The sequence below is a fragment of the Frankia sp. CgMI4 genome, from assembly GCF_001756285.1.
GTDB classification, from domain to species: domain Bacteria; phylum Actinomycetota; class Actinomycetes; order Frankiales; family Frankiaceae; genus Frankia; species Frankia casuarinae.
Window position 1 is genome coordinate 1 of record NZ_MAQZ01000060.1, and the last position, 15,347, is coordinate 15,347.

13 protein-coding genes and 1 pseudogene are annotated in these 15,347 nt (G+C 70.4%); 11 read left to right on the top strand and 3 right to left on the bottom strand.

All coding sequences use genetic code 11. The features are described 5' to 3' along the window. A pseudogene (locus Manayef4_RS24870) lies at positions 1 to 892 on the top strand (XRE family transcriptional regulator); the annotation flags it as partial. A 744-nt stretch (positions 893 to 1,636) separates the two neighbouring features. Then, positions 1,637 to 2,152: a hypothetical protein gene (locus tag Manayef4_RS08585; RefSeq protein WP_070131233.1), complete on the top strand. Its 516-nt coding sequence runs from the start codon at positions 1,637 to 1,639 to the stop codon at positions 2,150 to 2,152. Between the two features lie 94 nt (positions 2,153 to 2,246). On the opposite strand, the gene Manayef4_RS08590 is transcribed toward Manayef4_RS08585, so the two are convergent. Beyond that, on the bottom strand, positions 2,247 to 3,008 hold the full coding sequence (locus tag Manayef4_RS08590) for a hypothetical protein (RefSeq protein WP_070131234.1): 762 nt from the start codon (positions 3,006 to 3,008) through the stop codon (positions 2,247 to 2,249). A gap of 574 nt (positions 3,009 to 3,582) precedes the next feature. Here Manayef4_RS08590 and Manayef4_RS08595 point away from each other — a divergent pair. Genes Manayef4_RS08595 through Manayef4_RS08605 form a run of 3 tightly spaced genes read left to right on the top strand, consistent with a single transcriptional unit; the run spans position 3,583 to position 5,223 of the window. Beyond that, the gene (locus tag Manayef4_RS08595; RefSeq protein WP_070131235.1) at positions 3,583 to 3,858 is read left to right on the top strand and encodes a hypothetical protein; all 276 of its coding nucleotides are present in this window, start codon (positions 3,583 to 3,585) and stop codon (positions 3,856 to 3,858) included. Next, positions 3,827 to 4,339 carry a DUF6879 family protein gene (locus Manayef4_RS08600; protein WP_070131236.1) on the top strand — a complete coding sequence of 171 codons (513 nt, stop codon included), beginning with the start codon at positions 3,827 to 3,829 and terminating at the stop codon, positions 4,337 to 4,339. Before Manayef4_RS08595 ends, Manayef4_RS08600 begins: the two co-directional genes overlap by 32 nt. A gap of 23 nt (positions 4,340 to 4,362) precedes the next feature. Then, entirely contained in the window at positions 4,363 to 5,223 is an 861-nt protein-coding gene (locus tag Manayef4_RS08605; RefSeq protein WP_166793671.1) for a helix-turn-helix transcriptional regulator, read from the top strand. A 506-nt stretch (positions 5,224 to 5,729) separates the two neighbouring features. Here Manayef4_RS08605 and Manayef4_RS08610 read toward each other — a convergent pair. Then, positions 5,730 to 5,939, bottom strand: a complete 210-nt coding sequence (locus Manayef4_RS08610) for a DUF397 domain-containing protein (RefSeq protein ID WP_175443351.1) — start codon at positions 5,937 to 5,939, stop codon at positions 5,730 to 5,732. After that, positions 5,939 to 6,787 (bottom strand): helix-turn-helix transcriptional regulator, encoded by an 849-nt coding sequence (locus tag Manayef4_RS08615; RefSeq protein ID WP_254665539.1) that lies wholly within the window; start codon positions 6,785 to 6,787, stop codon positions 5,939 to 5,941. The genes Manayef4_RS08610 and Manayef4_RS08615 overlap by 1 nt, the downstream gene beginning before the upstream one ends. A gap of 244 nt (positions 6,788 to 7,031) precedes the next feature. On the opposite strand from Manayef4_RS08615, the gene Manayef4_RS08620 reads away from it, so the two are divergent. The 6 genes from Manayef4_RS08620 (at position 7,032) to Manayef4_RS08645 (ending at position 15,331) form a co-directional block, all read left to right on the top strand. After that, a complete protein-coding gene (locus Manayef4_RS08620) occupies positions 7,032 to 7,322 on the top strand; it encodes a cbb3-type cytochrome oxidase assembly protein (RefSeq protein WP_070131239.1) in 291 nt (96 codons plus the stop codon). Beyond that, the gene (fxlM, locus tag Manayef4_RS08625; RefSeq protein WP_070131240.1) at positions 7,319 to 8,599 is read left to right on the top strand and encodes a methyltransferase, FxLD system; all 1,281 of its coding nucleotides are present in this window, start codon (positions 7,319 to 7,321) and stop codon (positions 8,597 to 8,599) included. Before Manayef4_RS08620 ends, fxlM begins: the two co-directional genes overlap by 4 nt. Positions 8,600 to 8,609: 10 nt before the next feature. Further along, positions 8,610 to 8,816: an FxLD family lanthipeptide gene (locus Manayef4_RS08630; protein WP_070131241.1), complete on the top strand. Its 207-nt coding sequence runs from the start codon at positions 8,610 to 8,612 to the stop codon at positions 8,814 to 8,816. 61 nt (positions 8,817 to 8,877) lie between these two features. Next, entirely contained in the window at positions 8,878 to 11,943 is a 3,066-nt protein-coding gene (locus tag Manayef4_RS08635; RefSeq protein ID WP_070131289.1) for a lantibiotic dehydratase, read from the top strand. Next, entirely contained in the window at positions 11,940 to 13,181 is a 1,242-nt protein-coding gene (locus Manayef4_RS08640) for a lanthionine synthetase C family protein (RefSeq protein ID WP_070131242.1), read from the top strand. The genes Manayef4_RS08635 and Manayef4_RS08640 overlap by 4 nt, the downstream gene beginning before the upstream one ends. Continuing rightward, positions 13,163 to 15,331, top strand: a complete 2,169-nt coding sequence (locus Manayef4_RS08645) for a thiopeptide-type bacteriocin biosynthesis protein (RefSeq protein ID WP_083282359.1) — start codon at positions 13,163 to 13,165, stop codon at positions 15,329 to 15,331. Before Manayef4_RS08640 ends, Manayef4_RS08645 begins: the two co-directional genes overlap by 19 nt. The last annotated feature ends 16 nt before the right edge of the window (positions 15,332 to 15,347 follow it).

Below are 15,347 nucleotides of genomic sequence, written 5' to 3' on the forward strand. Positions count from 1 at the left end.
CCCACTCAACGCCGGGGTCGACACGTTGCGTCGTCTTGACAACACCCTCGGCGGCCAGGCGGTACGCGGCCTGGTCACTGAGCAGCTCCGCCTCGTCATCCGCCTTCTGCGAGACTCCCGGTACTGCGAGGCCGACGGTCAGCAGCTGCACGGTCTCGCCGCGGAGCTTGCTCGGCTCGCGGGATGGACCAGCTACGACGCGGGCGATCACGGCGCTGCGCAGCGGTACTACCTCATCGCCCTGCGTTCCGCCCACGAGGGCGACGCCGCGGGTATTGGCGCCAACATCCTGCGCTGCATGGCCCACCAGGCTCGGTCCCTCGGCGATCCCGCAAGCGCCATCGATCTCTTGCGATCCGCGAAGGCCGGCGCCCGCGGCCGGCTGACCGCCACGGAACGCGCCGCGATCCATGCCGGCCTCGCTCGCGCCTACGGCCTCACAGGAGATCACAGCGCCGCGATGAGCGCCGCCGACATGGCGCGCGCCGACATCGAGAAGGCTCAGCCCGACGAGGACCCGGGCTACATCTACTGGGTCGGCCACGCCACGATCGCCTCCGCCGCCGGCAACGCGCTGCTGTCGACGGGCCGGGCCCAAGAGGCGATTCCGTACCTTCAAGACTCGGTTGACCTGGTCGGTCCTGACCTGCCCCGAGACCGGCTGGAGTACACCACGCGCCTGGCCGTCGCCTACGCCGTCGCAGGCGAGCCAGACGAGGCCATCACGCTCGCGCACGCAGCCATCGGTTCGATCCCGATCGCGTCGACCATCGTCGAAAGCCACATCGGCGAACTGGACGAGGCGCTACGCACCATGGCCCACCCCGGCGGCCCGCAGCTGATCGAGCACGTTCGATCGCTGCGCCACACCGACCAGACGCACCCCACCTGACCTATCCGCCGGGCGCCGCGGGTTCAAGTCCTGGCTCCGCAACGTGTCGCCGCCCTGGGCGGCTTTTCCATGCCCGCGCTTGCGCACTGTCTGATGGCCGAGCCGGAGTTCGACGGCACGATGGCTCTCTGCGTTGCTGCCTGGTGGCGTCGAACCGGGCGGGTCTGTTGCGCCGGGTCGGAGAGACGACGGTGGCCGCGACATCGACATCGACATTGGCGCCGCGACCCGGCGGGCGTGCCTGGACGAGCTCGGCCCGGCTGACGTGCCGGCGGCGGACGGTTCGGCCGTCACACCCGCCGTATCAGGGATGAAGGCGCGAAACATCGCTGGCTCGCGTGGCTAAGCCGCCGGTCGGACGAATTCCTGTATCGCTGCGGACGGTCGGGCCGGCCCGTGCGCCGCTCAAAGGTAGCGGGCCGACATCAGCCATGGCAGCGCGCCGCTCAGCCTGCGCGAGGCAGTCCGCGTCGCGTTCCTGCGGCCCGTGATCCCGATGATGCGGGTCCGGGCCGGACGCTCTGGGGCGGTGGCGGATGGTCCGGCTATCGCGGTCGCCGTATCTGGATGAGGGCACAGAAGCCGGCGACGCATCGTCCCCGCCCCCCAAGGCCGGGGAAGTTTCTGCGCCGGCTGCGGACGGTTGAGCCGGCTCCCTCGCCGTATCAGAAGTGAAAGGCCAACTCCGGCCGCGCCGGCGAGCCGTCGGGCTCGCCGAAGGAATCTGGAAGGAAGGGCTGGGCTATGAACAGCGAAACCGCACTCCTGGTCGAGGACATCACCGCCCGTGTGCAGCGGGCGGTCCGCGCCGGTGACTATCCGGCCATCGTCGGGCTGCACGGCGAGCGGACGCTGATCCTCAGCGACTACGATTACCTGATCAGCTGGGCGACGGGCTTGGAGTTCGAGATCCGCGCCGCCGCGAAGGCCCAGGCCAACGCCACCCACCGGTGGGTCTTCGCGGTCGCCCAGGTCTGGTACGACGACGGGGACATGATCCAGGCCCGGCCCCTGCACACCGCCCCCTTGCAGCCGGGCGAGGTCGAGACGATCAGCTGGATGAGCTACGACGCCGACGATGGCATCGACTACGGCCGCGTCCAATTCGCCCGCCGCCCCAACGGCCAGCCCGTGTTCGACGACGCCATGTACTTCACCGACCCGATGCAGCCGCTGAACCGGCTTCCCGGCTCGGCGATGCACCGCCTCCTGGTCGCGGGCATCCCCGATCTCGCCTCCGCTCTCCCGGCTCGGCGCTGAGCCTTCCGCGATCAACGGTCTCGGCCGCGCGCCCTCGGGTCTGCCACACGTGCTCCAAGGTGCCGGTTCCCCCGCTTGRCCGCGCCGGGGCCGATCAGCTCCTGAGGAAGGGGGGACGCACTGGGGCGTCGGACGCGTCGAGGGCGGCGGGTTCGTGGGTGTCGGTGTAGTAGGTCAGGAGGTCGGTGGCGTTGGCGATCTGAAGGATGTCCTCGACGACCGGGTCCGCGGGGGGTACGGGTTCGGCGCCGATCGAGTCCAGGATCTTGTCCAATGATGCTGCTGGGAGGTCGGTGGCGGCCAGTCCGCGCAGGAAGTCGCGGTAGCGAAGCCGGTGTTCGGGCCGTAGCCGGGTTGCGAAGTCGTCCACGCCGTGATCGGGCTCGTCGTCGGACGGGTAGGGCCAGGGCGTGGTGAGGATGCCGGAGTACTCCCGCAGCGAGGGGTCAGCCAGGGCGGAGCGGATCTCGGCGAGGTAGCCCACGCCGAGTCCCCGGATCTCCAGAAGGGTTTCGTCGGCAACGGCGGCGATCTCCTCCGCGGACACGAAGGGCCTCGTCTTCAGGAGGAGGGCTGGCCTGGGGGACAGTAGCGCGTACAGCGCCTGGACCGGCGTTTGCTTGGCGGGAAGTTCGTGCAGGCGCCAGCCTGGTATCTGGTCGTCGCGCAGGACGTCTCGCATCTGGTCGGCGAGCCGGTTTTGGCCGAGCACGAGGATCTCTCGGGTCTGTGCCAGGCCATACAGCGTGACTTCGAGCCCGGCCCGGTCCTTGTACTGCTCACGGATCGTGGACGAGAACGTTTGGCCGGCGAGGAAGTGCGGTGCGACGATCATCAGCGCCTCGCGTGCGGACATGCCGGCGTACCCGGACCTGTGATCGGTGATRTGAACCAGCCGAGGGGCAGTTCCACCGGCAGCCTGACTCATCTGGGCRCCTCCAGACCTCCACGGCGAACGCCAGTTCCAGCCGTTCGCCGGAGCTGAGCTCACGCCGACCCACAACACCATAAACCGGTTCGTTGGCGCCGAACCAGGTCAGACGCGGCCTCCTGGAGGTAGCTGGCCCGTGCTGCCCGACGTGGCGTRTGGCCCTTTCCGTCCAGCACCGGGCTCGGGTGGTCGTGCGGAACTGGGCGCCGGGAATGGACCCTCGCAAGCGCCGACTGGTGACCGGTCAGCCGATGGGCTCGCCGAGGGCGGCCCAGGGCGGAGGTGGTCTCGGCGATCTGAGGCGGGGTGAGGACGCCTGTGTACTCCCGCGGCGAGGGATCGGCCGGGAGCGGGCGACTGGTTGTGGCAGGCGATGGCCGAGGCCAGCTACCCCCTCGGACTGGTGTTCGGCGTTGCCGTCGGCGGCGTGAACGCCGATTCCCGAGCAGGCAGAGCGACAGGGCGGGTTATGATCGGCTAACGGTGGAGGTGCAAACTGATGCAATCGTCTGATGCCGGCGATGAGCTGCGGGCCGTCTTCTACTGCAAGGATCCTGGTTCGGTGGACACCGACGACTGTCCGGCCTTCTACGAGACTGATCGGTCCAGCTGGATCGTGCAGGGCAAGCGTCGAGGGGCCGCGGTGGCGGAGCAGCTGCGTGCGCTGGCGGACGATGAGACGTTCGTGGAGATCGGCGAGCCGCTGGTGGATCTGTTCGTGCGCCGGTACGTCAAGGAGCGGTATGGAACTGATCTCGGCGCAGCGGCGGGGTGAGCTGATCGACGGCGCCCGCAGCGTCTGCAAGGTGGAGCTGCGGGACAACTATGCGGTGGACCAGGAGTTGTTCGCGGCGTGGCGGGCGGGCGACTCCGAGGCGGTGGCACGGGCGGCAGGGGCCTCACGTGACAAGGTCGCCGCGCGGGTCGCGGCAGGGATCCGGCTTCGGCGGGTGAAGGTCGTGTCCGAGCCACTCTCGGAGTATCAGAGGTTCGCCTTCGACTACAGTGCGCACGCGGTGGAGGCCGGGGAGGACATCCGCTGGGTTCCCCGGCGGCTGGTGTCCACCGTGCTGTTGCCGGGCAACGACTTCTTCGTCTTGGACGACGACCTGGTCATCTTCAACGTGCTTGACGGCGCTGATCGTCGGGCCGAGCAGCAGCTTTACCGCGATGCCGACGTGGTCGGCCTGTGCCGCGGCGCGTTCGACGCGGTCTGGACGGTGTCGACCCCGCACCGGGTCTTCCAGCTGYGCTAGCGGTCGGCTCGGCGGTCATTGCGTTGGCGGATCAGGCGGTTGCTGCCCGGCGGGCTTTCGCTGTCCGGCTCCGGGATCTGCGTAGGGACGCGGGCCTGACCGGGCAGGCTCTGGCCGCGCTCACCGGCCTGCACAACACCAAAATTTCCAGGATCGAGCACGGCCAGCAGAATCCTTCGGAAGATGACATCCGGGCGTGGTGCATCGCCTGCGGTGTCGCGCGTCAGATCCCTGAGCTGATCGCCGCGTGTCGTGAGGTCGAGCAGATGTGGGCCGAGCATCGACGCGAGCTGCGCGCCGGGATGGTGCATGTCCAGGCGCGCAGCACACCGCTGTACGAGAGCACGAGGCTGCTGCGCGCCTATGAGTCGAACGTCGTGCCTGGYATCCTCCAGACCCGCGCGTACGTGGTGGCCGCTCTGACCACCAGCGCCCGGGTCCATGGCCTTCCCCTCGACGAGGTGGAAGCCGCGGCTGATGCCCGGCTTTCCCGCCAGCACCTGGTAACGGAGCCGACCGGGACGAACACCTACAGCTTTGTGATCGAGGCCGGGGCGTTGGAGCACGGCTTTGGCGGGGACGCGGTGATGCACGAGCAGCTCGACTTCCTCCTGCGCGTGGTCGGGCTGCCGACCGTGTCGTTCGGGATCATCCCCCCGCTGAGTAGACGCGTCATCCGGCCGGGCGAGGGCTTCTACATCTTCGACGATCAGCTCGTGCGCAGCGAGATGTGGTCGGGCGGGTTCCGGACCCGCCAGCCCGACCAGATTGCCTACTTCGTGCGGATCTTCAACGCGTTGCGTGGCCTGGCGGTCTACGGTGCCGCTGCCCGGGACCTGATCGAGACGGCCCGGAGATTCCTGCAAACTCGTGAAAACTCCTAGCCCTGCTGCGCCGCCGGTTCCTACGGTCGACACCAATGCGCCGCCGACCCGGAGGAACACCGTGAGCAACCGTCCCGACTCGTCGGCGAACGCGCCCGCCGCCACGCCCGACCTCGCCATAGTGGCCGGACGCCTTCTCTAAGCACTGTCGCTACCGGCAACCTCGGCGTCCGCGTCCGACTCGCCGGGCCGCCGCCGCGTTCCTCGCCGTTGACGGAGCCGCCGTCTCTGACCTGCCCGGCCTGGACATGTGCGACGCGAAGCGCGGGCTCGTCACCGCGATTCTCACTATGGCCCCGCACAGCGCCCTCGCCGCCCGGGGCCACGCGACCAGCGACGTCTTGGGCGTTACCCACACTTGGCTGAGAGGTCGCAGGCGACAGCACATGATCATGAAGGTGGCTGCCGCCGTCCGGGCCGCATTGCTGGTCCGCCGCTGGCCAGGGGCCGCCGTCCCACGCGGTGGGACTTCACACGGGAGAAGCGATCACACTCGCGCAGAGGTGTCAGCCGGCGAACTCGCCGTCCCGGGCGCCCGCGATGAAGGCGCTCCACTCGCTGGCGGTGAAGCGCAGTACGGGGCCTTCGGGGTCCTTGCTGTCGCGGACGGCCCGACCGCCGTCGGGGAGCGTAGCTACTTCGACGCAGGCAGATCCGTCTTTGCTGTATGTCGACTTCACCCAGGTCAGACGCTCCGGCTGGGGATTCGGCGTGATCAAAGCTGCCTCGCATCCTTCTCGTGTTCTCTGGCGGCCGTGGCGAGGAAGTCCGCCGAGTCGGCGGGGCTGAGCGCATGGGTGGCCAGCGCCYCACGGATCTCGATGAACGGCGCGACGTCATCGGGCTCGTCTTGGAACATGCTGCCCGCCGCGTGCTCCAAGTGGACGATGGCTCGGCCCTTGTCGAACTCCAGGAGTACGAACGAGCCGCCGGCACCTTCGTGCGCGCCCAGTTCGAGGGGCAGGATCTGCACGGTGATGGACGGCCGGTCGATCACGGTGAGGATGTGGCGCAGCTGCGCGGCCATCACGGCGGGCCCGCCGACTGGTCGGCGTACCGCGGCCTCGTCGAGCAGGACCTGGAAGTGAGGCGGCTCGGGTCGGCTGAGGATCGCTTGGCGTCCGAGGCGGGCCGCGACGCGGGCTTCAACCGCTTGGGCCGTGAGGCCGCCGCCGACCATGACGGCGCGGCTGTATTCAGCGGTCTGCAACAGCCCCGGGACCAGGAGCATGGCGACGTCCGCGATGCGGGTTGCTTGGGACTCGAAGCCGATCAGCGCGACGAGGGACTTGGGCAGTCCGGTCTGACCCGGCCAGTTGGCTTCCCACCACCCGGGCTGATCCGCCTCGCGGGCTCGTTCCAGGAGCCGGTCCCGCTCAGTACCGGTGATCTTGTAGATCACGAGCAGTGCGGCGACGTCCTCTGGGCTGATCCCGCGCAACCCRCCCTCCAGGCGGCTGAGCGTGCTCGGTGACCAGCCCAGTTGTTCGGCGACCGCACGGCTCGTCAGGTCGCGTTCGGTCCGCAACTCGCGCAGTTCAGCGCCGAGYCCGCGGGAGCGCACCGATGGCGATCGCCGAGGCATTGCCCTTCCTCTCGCGCTGGGCGGGGGCCGCTGGTTGCCGGACCGCACCGAACGTACACCTACCCGCCACGCGAACCGCCGGGACGCATCTTGCGCAATGTCGGACCAGAGTTGCATGATTGCGGCAACAAACCGCACCATGCAGTCACCGACCTCCGGGCGGCGCGACGGGGCGAACGACCGTTCTCGGGGGCTGTGGCGACGCCCGGAAGGATGCCCTCCCGTGTCCTCAGCTCGGCCGGCCCGCACCGCCGCCACGCGCGCGTGGCGGCGGCCGTCGAACGCCGTCCGGGACCCGCGAGTGATCGACACGGTCGAGGTGGCCTGGGACAGCCGCGGCTTGTCGGTCGAGCTACGCGGCACGCTCAGCCAGCCGACGGTCATGTCCTCCGGCGCCTGGGCGGCATTCGTCGCGGCCGTCAAGCGTGGGGAGTTCGACGATCTACCGTCCCCCAGAGAGGCGAGCGCTGTGCCTCAGTCAGCCGAACCGCAGTCCGAAAGGGATGACTCGTGACGCAATCGACGTCGACGTCCGTCGACGATCAGGCTGTCCRTCTCCGTAACCAGGTCGTCGATGAGCTCATCGCCAACGGCACGATCACCTCCCCGGCGATCGAGGCCGCGATGCGGCAAGTGCCGAGGGAGGCGTTCGCGCCGGAAGCCGAGCTCGACGCGGTCTACCACCCCTGGAACGGGCTGGTGACCAAGCGGGATACAGATGGCCGGTCGCTGAGTTCGCTGTMCGCGCCGCACGCGCAGGCGCACATGCTGGAGCAGGCCCGGATCGAGCCCGGGATGAACGTCCTGGAGGTAGGCAGCGGCGGGATGAACGCCGCCTATCTCGCCGAGCTGGTMGGCCCGTCGGGGCGGGTTGTCACGGTCGACATCGACGAGTTCGTCACCTCGCGGRCATCGCGGTTCCTGACCGAGGCCGGTTACTCGGATGTGCAGGTGGTGCTCGCCGATGCCGRGGCCGGTGTGGCACGGTTCGCCCCTTTTGACCGGGTGCTGGTCACGGTCGGGGCATGGGATATCCCGCGGGCTTGGTGTGATCAACTTGTCGCGGGTGGTCGGCTGGTCGTGCCGTTGCGGGTGATGGGCCTGACGCGGACGGTGGCGTTCGAGAAGACGGACGGTCTGCTGGTCAGCGACTCCTCGAAGCTGTTCGGTTTCGTCCCGATGCAGGGAGCCGGCGCGCATGACAGCGTCGAGCTGACCTTGGCGGGTGGGGCGGCGACGTTGGTGTTCGACGAGAATCCACCTGCGGACCCGGCGGCGCTGGCCGGGGTCTTTGACACCGATCCGGTCGTCATCGACAGCCGTGCGGGGCTGCGGATGGGTGAACCCTGGGCGACGTTGCAGATGTGGCTGGCGACCGCGTTGCCCGGGTTCTGCCGGTTGGTGGTCGATCGCGCGGCCAACGAGGCCGCGGACCGGCCGCTGGGTGGGATCCCGATCGGCTTGGCGGTCGTCGAGGGCGGCAGCGTCGCCTACGTCGCGAACCGCAGGCTCGACGGGGACGAGCTGACTCTCGACGTCCACGCCTACGGGCCCGACGCCGCGCACCTCGCAGAGACCGTCGCGGAAGAGCTGCGTGTCTGGGACCGCGACCACCGTGGCGGACCCGGTCCGCGCTTCCTCGTGTTCCCAGCAGAAACGCCCGACACGGAACTACCGGCGGCGGAACGCGTCATCGACAAGATCCACAGCCGGATCGTGCTGTCCTGGCCCCGCCCGGCGGACACCGCCTCAGACCGCCAGTCCRTCCACCAGCAACCCATCTCACAGTAAGGAGTCGATCATGATGGTCGCCACCCTGCCTGCCGGCGGCGCGACAGCGTTGCTGGAGCCCGATGTCGTCGAGGACGACTTCGCCCTCGACGTGCGGGTCGTCATCACCCATACCGCCAAGACGTGCAGCAACAACTGCCCGACCGACGACGGGTGCGGCGATACCTGCAAGAACGACGCGAGCGCCTGCACGTCGGAAAGCAACCACGGATTCTGACCGCCCCAGGGTCCCGGCCGCCGGACCGCTGGTGGCCGGGACCCGCGAGAAAGGCGATGGCATGCGGACGGGTGGTGCACAGCTGACCTGGAGTCCGGCGGCCCTGCTCCGGATCACCACAGAGCCGGGCGGGCTTGATCTCCCGCCTGAGCTGGACCTCACGCCTGGTGCTGCCCCAGCCCCGGTTCTAGCCTGGCTGGCGGAGGTCTGGAGCAACGATGCGCTCCGTGACGCGGTGGCCGCCGCGAGCCCCCCACTGCATGCCCAGCTCGCCGCAGCGCTCACTGGAGACAAGGACAGCGATCGCGTCCGCCGGGCCGCGACTGCGGTCGCGGCCTACCTGCTGCGCTGGCAGCGGCGGCAGACACCGTTCGGTCTGTTCGCGGGCGTCGGACCGGCCCGGTTCACCGGCACGGCGGTGAAGGCCCGCTGCGGGACAGCTCACCGCTATGTTCTGCGCGCGGACGCTGGCTGGCTCGGCGAGGTGACCGCGCGGCTCGCCCAGTGCCGCGAACTGGCGGACCGGATCCCGGTGGTCGCCTGCAACACCGCCGTTCAGCGGGGCGGCCGACTCGTGGCGCCAGGAGCCGCAGCGGGCAGCGGCCCAGGCGGCGAAGCTGCCTTGGAAGTGTCCGTCCGGGCGACCGGGCCGGTGGTCTTCGCGCTGGCCCAGGCCGCCGGCCCGGTCCGGCTCGGGCAGCTGCGCGAAGCGCTCGCGGCCCGGTTCCCGGCGGCGAACCCGGCCCAGATCGACGCGGTGCTTGGCGAACTGGCCAACCACCAGTTCCTGATCAGCGCACTGCGGGTTCCGATGAGCGAGCCGGACGCGCTCCGCACCGTCTGCCGGGTGCTTCACGACGCCGACGCGGAGAACATCGCCGAGATCRCGGGCCTGGTCCGCGAGCTGACGGCGATCCGCGACGCGCTGGCCGGCGGGTCGGTCGACGCCATCCCGCCGGGCATCGTCGCACGGATGACGGCGCTGGCCTCCGGGCCGCGGACCCCGTTGCTGATCGACACCGCCGCCGACTGCGAGGCCGAGCTTCCCGAGGCGGTGGCACGCGAGATCCGCGACGCGGTGACCATGCTCTACCGGCTCTCGCCCTACCCCTTCGGCTATCCCACCTGGCGGGATTACCACACCGCGTTCCGCGCCCGCTACGGCACTGGGGCGCTCGTTCCGGTCCTTGACCTGGTCTCGGACAGCGGCCTCGGCCTGCCAGCCGGCTTCCTCGGCTCGGCGCGGGAGACGATTCCCCGTCAGCTGAGCGAACGCGACGAGAAGCTCATGGCGCTCGTCCAAGAGGCGACCATAGCGGGCGGTGAGCTGGCGCTGACCGACGCTGTGATCGACCATCTGTGCGCAGACAGCGCCACCGGCCCGGTGCTGCCTCCGCGGACCGAGGTCGCGTTCGAGATCCACGCGGCCACGGCCCAGGACCTGTCAGCCGGACGATTCCAGCTGGAGCTGACCGRCACACCCCGTCCGGCCAGCAGCATGGCCGGACGCCACGCCTACCTACTCCCACCCGAGGCGCTCACCGACCTCCAAGCGACCTTCGAGCTGCCCACGCCAGATCTGCTGGCCGCGCAGCTGTCCTTCGCCCCGCGCCAGCTGCGCAGCGAGAACGTTGCCCGCACCACGGTCCTCACCCCAAGGATCATCCCGCTGGCCGAACACCGGGCCCCCGATCCGGACGTGATCGACCCGGCGGACCTTGCCGTGACTGCCGACGACCGGGGCTTCCACCTGGTCCAGATCTCCACAGGACTGCTGGTGCAGCCGATGGTCACCCATGCGCTGGAAGCCACCGTCCACACTCCGCCGCTGGCCCGGTTCCTCGCCGAGATCGCCACCGCCTGCTGCGCCGTGTACCGGTCGTTCTCGTTCGGCGCCGCCTCGACGCTGCCCTACCTTCCGAGGGTCCGCTACCGGCGCACGATCCTCTCCCCGGCACGCTGGCGCCTCGACGCTGAGCAACTACCCGGCCGGAAGACCGACGCCGCCAGCTTCGAGCGGGCGCTCGGGGACTGGCGGACCCGCTGGCGCGTTCCGGACCATGTCGCGCTCATCGACCACGACCGCCGCCAGCCGGTCGACCTGCGCCATCCGACACACCGCCACCTGCTCCGCACCCGCCTTCGGCGAGCCGGCTACCTGGAGTTACAAGAGTCCGCGCCGCCCGACCGGAGGGGCTGGATCGRCCGCGCGCACGAGATCCTCCTGCCGCTGACCCGGACCACGCTCCCTGACCGGCCGACCGCGGTCACTGCTCCCGCCCGAGTCCTGATCAGCGCCGCCGATTTGCGGCTGCCGGCCTCGGCGCCCGTGCTCGCCGCGCGGTTGTACGCCCACCCCGAGCGGTTCGACGAGATCCTCACCGACCATCTACCTGCCCTCCTCAGCACCTTCGGTGACGGGGCCGAGTGCTGGTTTCATCGCCACCGCAACCTCCGTGACCACCAGAGCGATCAGTACCTGGCCTTGTTCCTGGCCGTCACCGACGCAGACGGATCCGCGAACACAGCCGGTGTGGTCGCGGACTGGGTGGCTGACCTGCACCGCGGCCGGCTCGCCGCACAGCTGACCTTCGCCAGCTGGCTGCCACCCACCGGCCGGTTCGGACAAGGCCCGGCGCTCGACGCGGTGCTGCGCGTGTTCGCGGCCGACTCGACCGCCGCGCTCGCGCAGATCCGCGCCGCCCGCGGCGGCCCGCCTTCCCAAGCACTCGCGGCAGCCAGCTTCCTCAACCTGGCCACCGCGCTCGCCGGCGACGCCGCCGCCGGGAGGGAGTGGCTGCTCGCGATGGTCCCCCAGAGCCGGGGGCGCCTCGATCCTGAACTCCGTCGACAGACCGTCGCGCTCGCTGAGGATCTCGGCCCGCTGGCCCAGACGTCTGCTGGCCACGCGGTCATGACCGCGTGGCGTCATCGCGCGACCGCGCTGGCCGACTACGCCGCCGCAGCCCATGCCCAGCGCACACAGGCCAGCGTGCTGGGACCACTGCTACACCTTCACCACCTACGAGTCGTCGGCGCCGGGACCGAAGCGGAACGGATCACCGGCCGGCTGGCACGTGCGCTCGCGCTGCGCCCGCCCCGCCACCGCGAGGAGACGATCCGTTGACAACCCACCTGACATCGGCGGCGGACCTCGCTCGCGAGGCCAGCCGACACCTGCTGGAGACAGCTGACCCGCTGGCCCGCACACAGACCGCCGACGGGCCAGACGGCCTGGCGCTTGCCGACGGCAGCGCGGGTATCGCGCTGGCACACATCGAACGCGCCCAGGCGGGTCTCGACGACTGGCGTCGCGCCCACAGCTGGATCGTCGCCGCCGCCGCCGAACCGGCGAGTGACCACGACACCGCAGGGCTGTTCTTCGGCGCTCCAGCGCTGGGATTCATCCTGGACGCCGCCGCCGGATCCACTGGTCGCTACCGGGCCGGCCTCGCCGACCTCGACCCCGCCATCAGCGCGCTCGCGCACCGCCGCGCACGCCAGACCCTCGCCCGCATCCGCGCCGGGCAGCTCACGTCGTTCGCCGAGTACGACGTCTTCCTCGGTCTGACCGGACTCGGCGCCCTGCTCCTACGCCGCGCGCCCACCAGCAGCGCCACCGAGCAGCTCCTCACCGCCCTCGTCGCGCTCACCCGGCCACTGACCGTGCACGGCGAGACCGTGCCCGGCTGGTGGGTCGGCCACGATCCCCACCGCGGGCAGACCCCGGCATTCCGCGGCGGCCACGCGAACTTCGGCGCCGCACACGGGATCACAGGTGGCTTAGCGTTGCTTAGCCACGCTGCCCGCCGCGGCCTCGTCGTTGACGGCCAGCTCGACGCGATCCGCGACGTCAGCGACTGGCTGGACACGTGGCGGCAGGACGGACCCACCGGCCCGTGGTGGCCCGAGCATCTCACTCTCGGTGAGCTGTGCACCGGCCGCTGTGCGCAGACCCGGCCGGCGCGCCCGAGTTGGTGCTACGGAACGCCCGGCATCGCCCGCRCCGGGCAGCTCGCCGCCTTCGCCCTCGGCGACAAACACCGCCAGCGTGCCTATGAGCAGGCGTTGCTCGCCTGCCTCGACGACCCCGCACAGCAGCTCCGGCTCACCGATCCCGGTCTCTGCCACGGCCAGGCCGGGCTGTTCCAGACCGTCTGGCGCGCGGCGGCCGACGCCGCCACACCCGACCTACGCACGCGGCTGCCTCGCCTCGCCAGTCAGCTCACACAAACGGCCCGAACAGCGAGCCGGGACGATCCCGGATTTCTCACCGGTGCCGCCGGTACCGCCCTGGCACTGCACACGGCTRCCACCGACACCGCGCCGCTCTCGGGATGGGACGCATGTCTTCTGATCAGCTAGCCCTGTCCGCGGCGCCGACCGCGACCGAACAGGCCATCCACCGTGTCCTCGCCGGTGAACCGCCCTCCACCGCCGCCGCGAGCGTCGGGGTGACCCCCGACGACCTCGTCGCTGCCGCCGCGATCTACCACACCGCCGGTTCCGCAGCCCTCAGCCAGCACCGGGAAGCCGGCTGGCACCAGCTCTACCTGCACTTCACCGACTGGCCGCAGGCCGACCACATCGCGGCCGTCCACCTGCTGCCGATCCTCGACAGCGCCGAACAGGCCGGACTGCTCGACGGCTGGTGGTTCATCCGCAAACACCCCTGCTGGCGCCTGCGCCTGCGCCCCGCCCGACCCGGCGCTACCGATCAGATCAACGTCGCGCTCGACGAGCTCACCACCAGCGGACATCTGACTTGGCGGCCCGGAACGTACGAAGCCGAAACCGCCGCCTTCGGCGGCGACACCGMGATGAACACCGCCCACACCCTGTTCGCCGCCGACAGCCGCGGCGTCCTGATTCTCACCGCCGCCGGCGGCACAGCCGTCGGCCGCCGTGAACTGTCGATTCTGCTCTGCTCCGCGCTCGCCCGCGGCGCCGGCCTCGAATGGTACGAACGCGGCGACCTGTTCGACCGCGTCTGCACCGAACGGCCGCTACCCCCCGACGTCCCCGCGGACAAGCTCACCGCGCTCAGCAACGACCTCGCGCCGCTGCTGCGCGCCGACACCACGCCTGAAGGGCCGCTCTTCCGTCCCGGCGGCCCTCTGGCGGCCCAAGCGACCTGGGCAAACGCCTTCCAGAACGCGGGAGCCGACCTCGCCCAGGCCAACCGCACCGGCCAGCTCCACCGCGGCCTGCGCGACGTCCTCAGCTATCACGTGATCTTCCACTGGAACCGGCTGGGCCTCTCCGCCAAGACCCAGGCCATCCTGGCTCACGCCGCCCGCCACGCCATCCTCGGCGCCACCACACCGGCCCCCGAGGTGGCGGTCCGTCYCCTATCGCGACCAGAGCCCGACCCCGACCGGCTACTGGGCAGATTCCCGCTCGTCCACCACGGCAGGCTGTTCTGCCCAGACCTTGCCTCCCGCGTCGCCCAGGTCGAGGAACTCACCCACAGCGCCACCCAGCACGACGACCCCGACGACCGCGTCAACGCCGCCTGCGCGGCCTGGAACCTCGCTGCCCTCATCGCCGCCGACTGCGACCTGCCCAACCTCGCCGCCGACCTCTGCCTCCGTCAGTTCGAGATCCTCCACGCCGCCTGGCCGCTGACCGGCCGGAACGCCATCGCCAGCCTGCAACCCCTGATTAACCTCGCCCGCCTCGACGCACGCGTCGGCAACCCGGACCGCGCCTTCCGCACCCTCAGCCAGATCGACCACGCCGCCCGCACGGGTGGCGTCGCCGACGTCGACGGCCGGCAGCTCGACTTCGCGCACTTCCTCGCCGACGACGGCGCCGCCCTCGACCCGTTCCTGCGCCGCGTCCAACGCGAAGACGGCACCCGGACGCTGGCCGCGACCGGAGACTGGGAACGAACCGCAGACCACGCCCGACGGTACGACGACACGCCCCAGCGCCTGACAGAAGCCCGTCAGAGCCTGATCATCGCCGCCGTGCTCGGTCAACGCTTCGACGAGGCCGTGGACCGCATCGAGACGGCCGAAACCCCCGACCTGTGGGAACAGGCTATCGCCGCCTGCCTGCGCGCCTTCCTCGCCGTCCAGCGCGGAAACACCGATCCCCACCTCGCGGGAGCAGTGATCACCGCGGTACAGCKGGCGCGAGGATCGGCCAAGCGGGGCACGACCGTCTTTCGCGTGAAGCTCGGCCTGACAGGCTTGGAYCTCGCCGCCGCCTCGCACCCACGCGAGACCACTCTGCTCGCCGCCGAACTCGCCGCCGACGCCCGGCGATCCGCCAGCGCCTACGCCGCTCGCGACGTCCTCGACCACTGGATCTGCCAATCGCTGGTGCCCACGGCGCAGATGACCGACCTCGGCACGCTCGTCGAGCGCGCCGGACTCGGCGTGGGCGCGATCCCGACCGCTCTCCTGGAGCGCATCGACCACTCGACCCGAAGCGCCGGCGAGACGCTCAAACACACGGTGGCCTCGCAATCTCGTCCTCCTCGGTCGCGCACCGGAAGACGCGGCTGACCGGCACCTGGCCAGC

Excerpts from the sequence above, each read along its gene's own strand:
- Manayef4_RS08595 (WP_070131235.1), top strand. The coding sequence starts at position 3,583 with ATGCAATCGTCTGATGCCGGCGATGAGCTGCGGGCCGTCTTCTACTGC.
- Manayef4_RS08585 (WP_070131233.1), top strand. The coding sequence starts at position 1,637 with ATGAACAGCGAAACCGCACTCCTGGTCGAGGACATCACCGCCCGTGTG.
- Manayef4_RS08590 (WP_070131234.1), bottom strand. The coding sequence starts at position 3,008 with ATGTCCGCACGCGAGGCGCTGATGATCGTCGCACCGCACTTCCTCGCC.
- Manayef4_RS08630 (WP_070131241.1), top strand. The coding sequence starts at position 8,610 with ATGATGGTCGCCACCCTGCCTGCCGGCGGCGCGACAGCGTTGCTGGAG.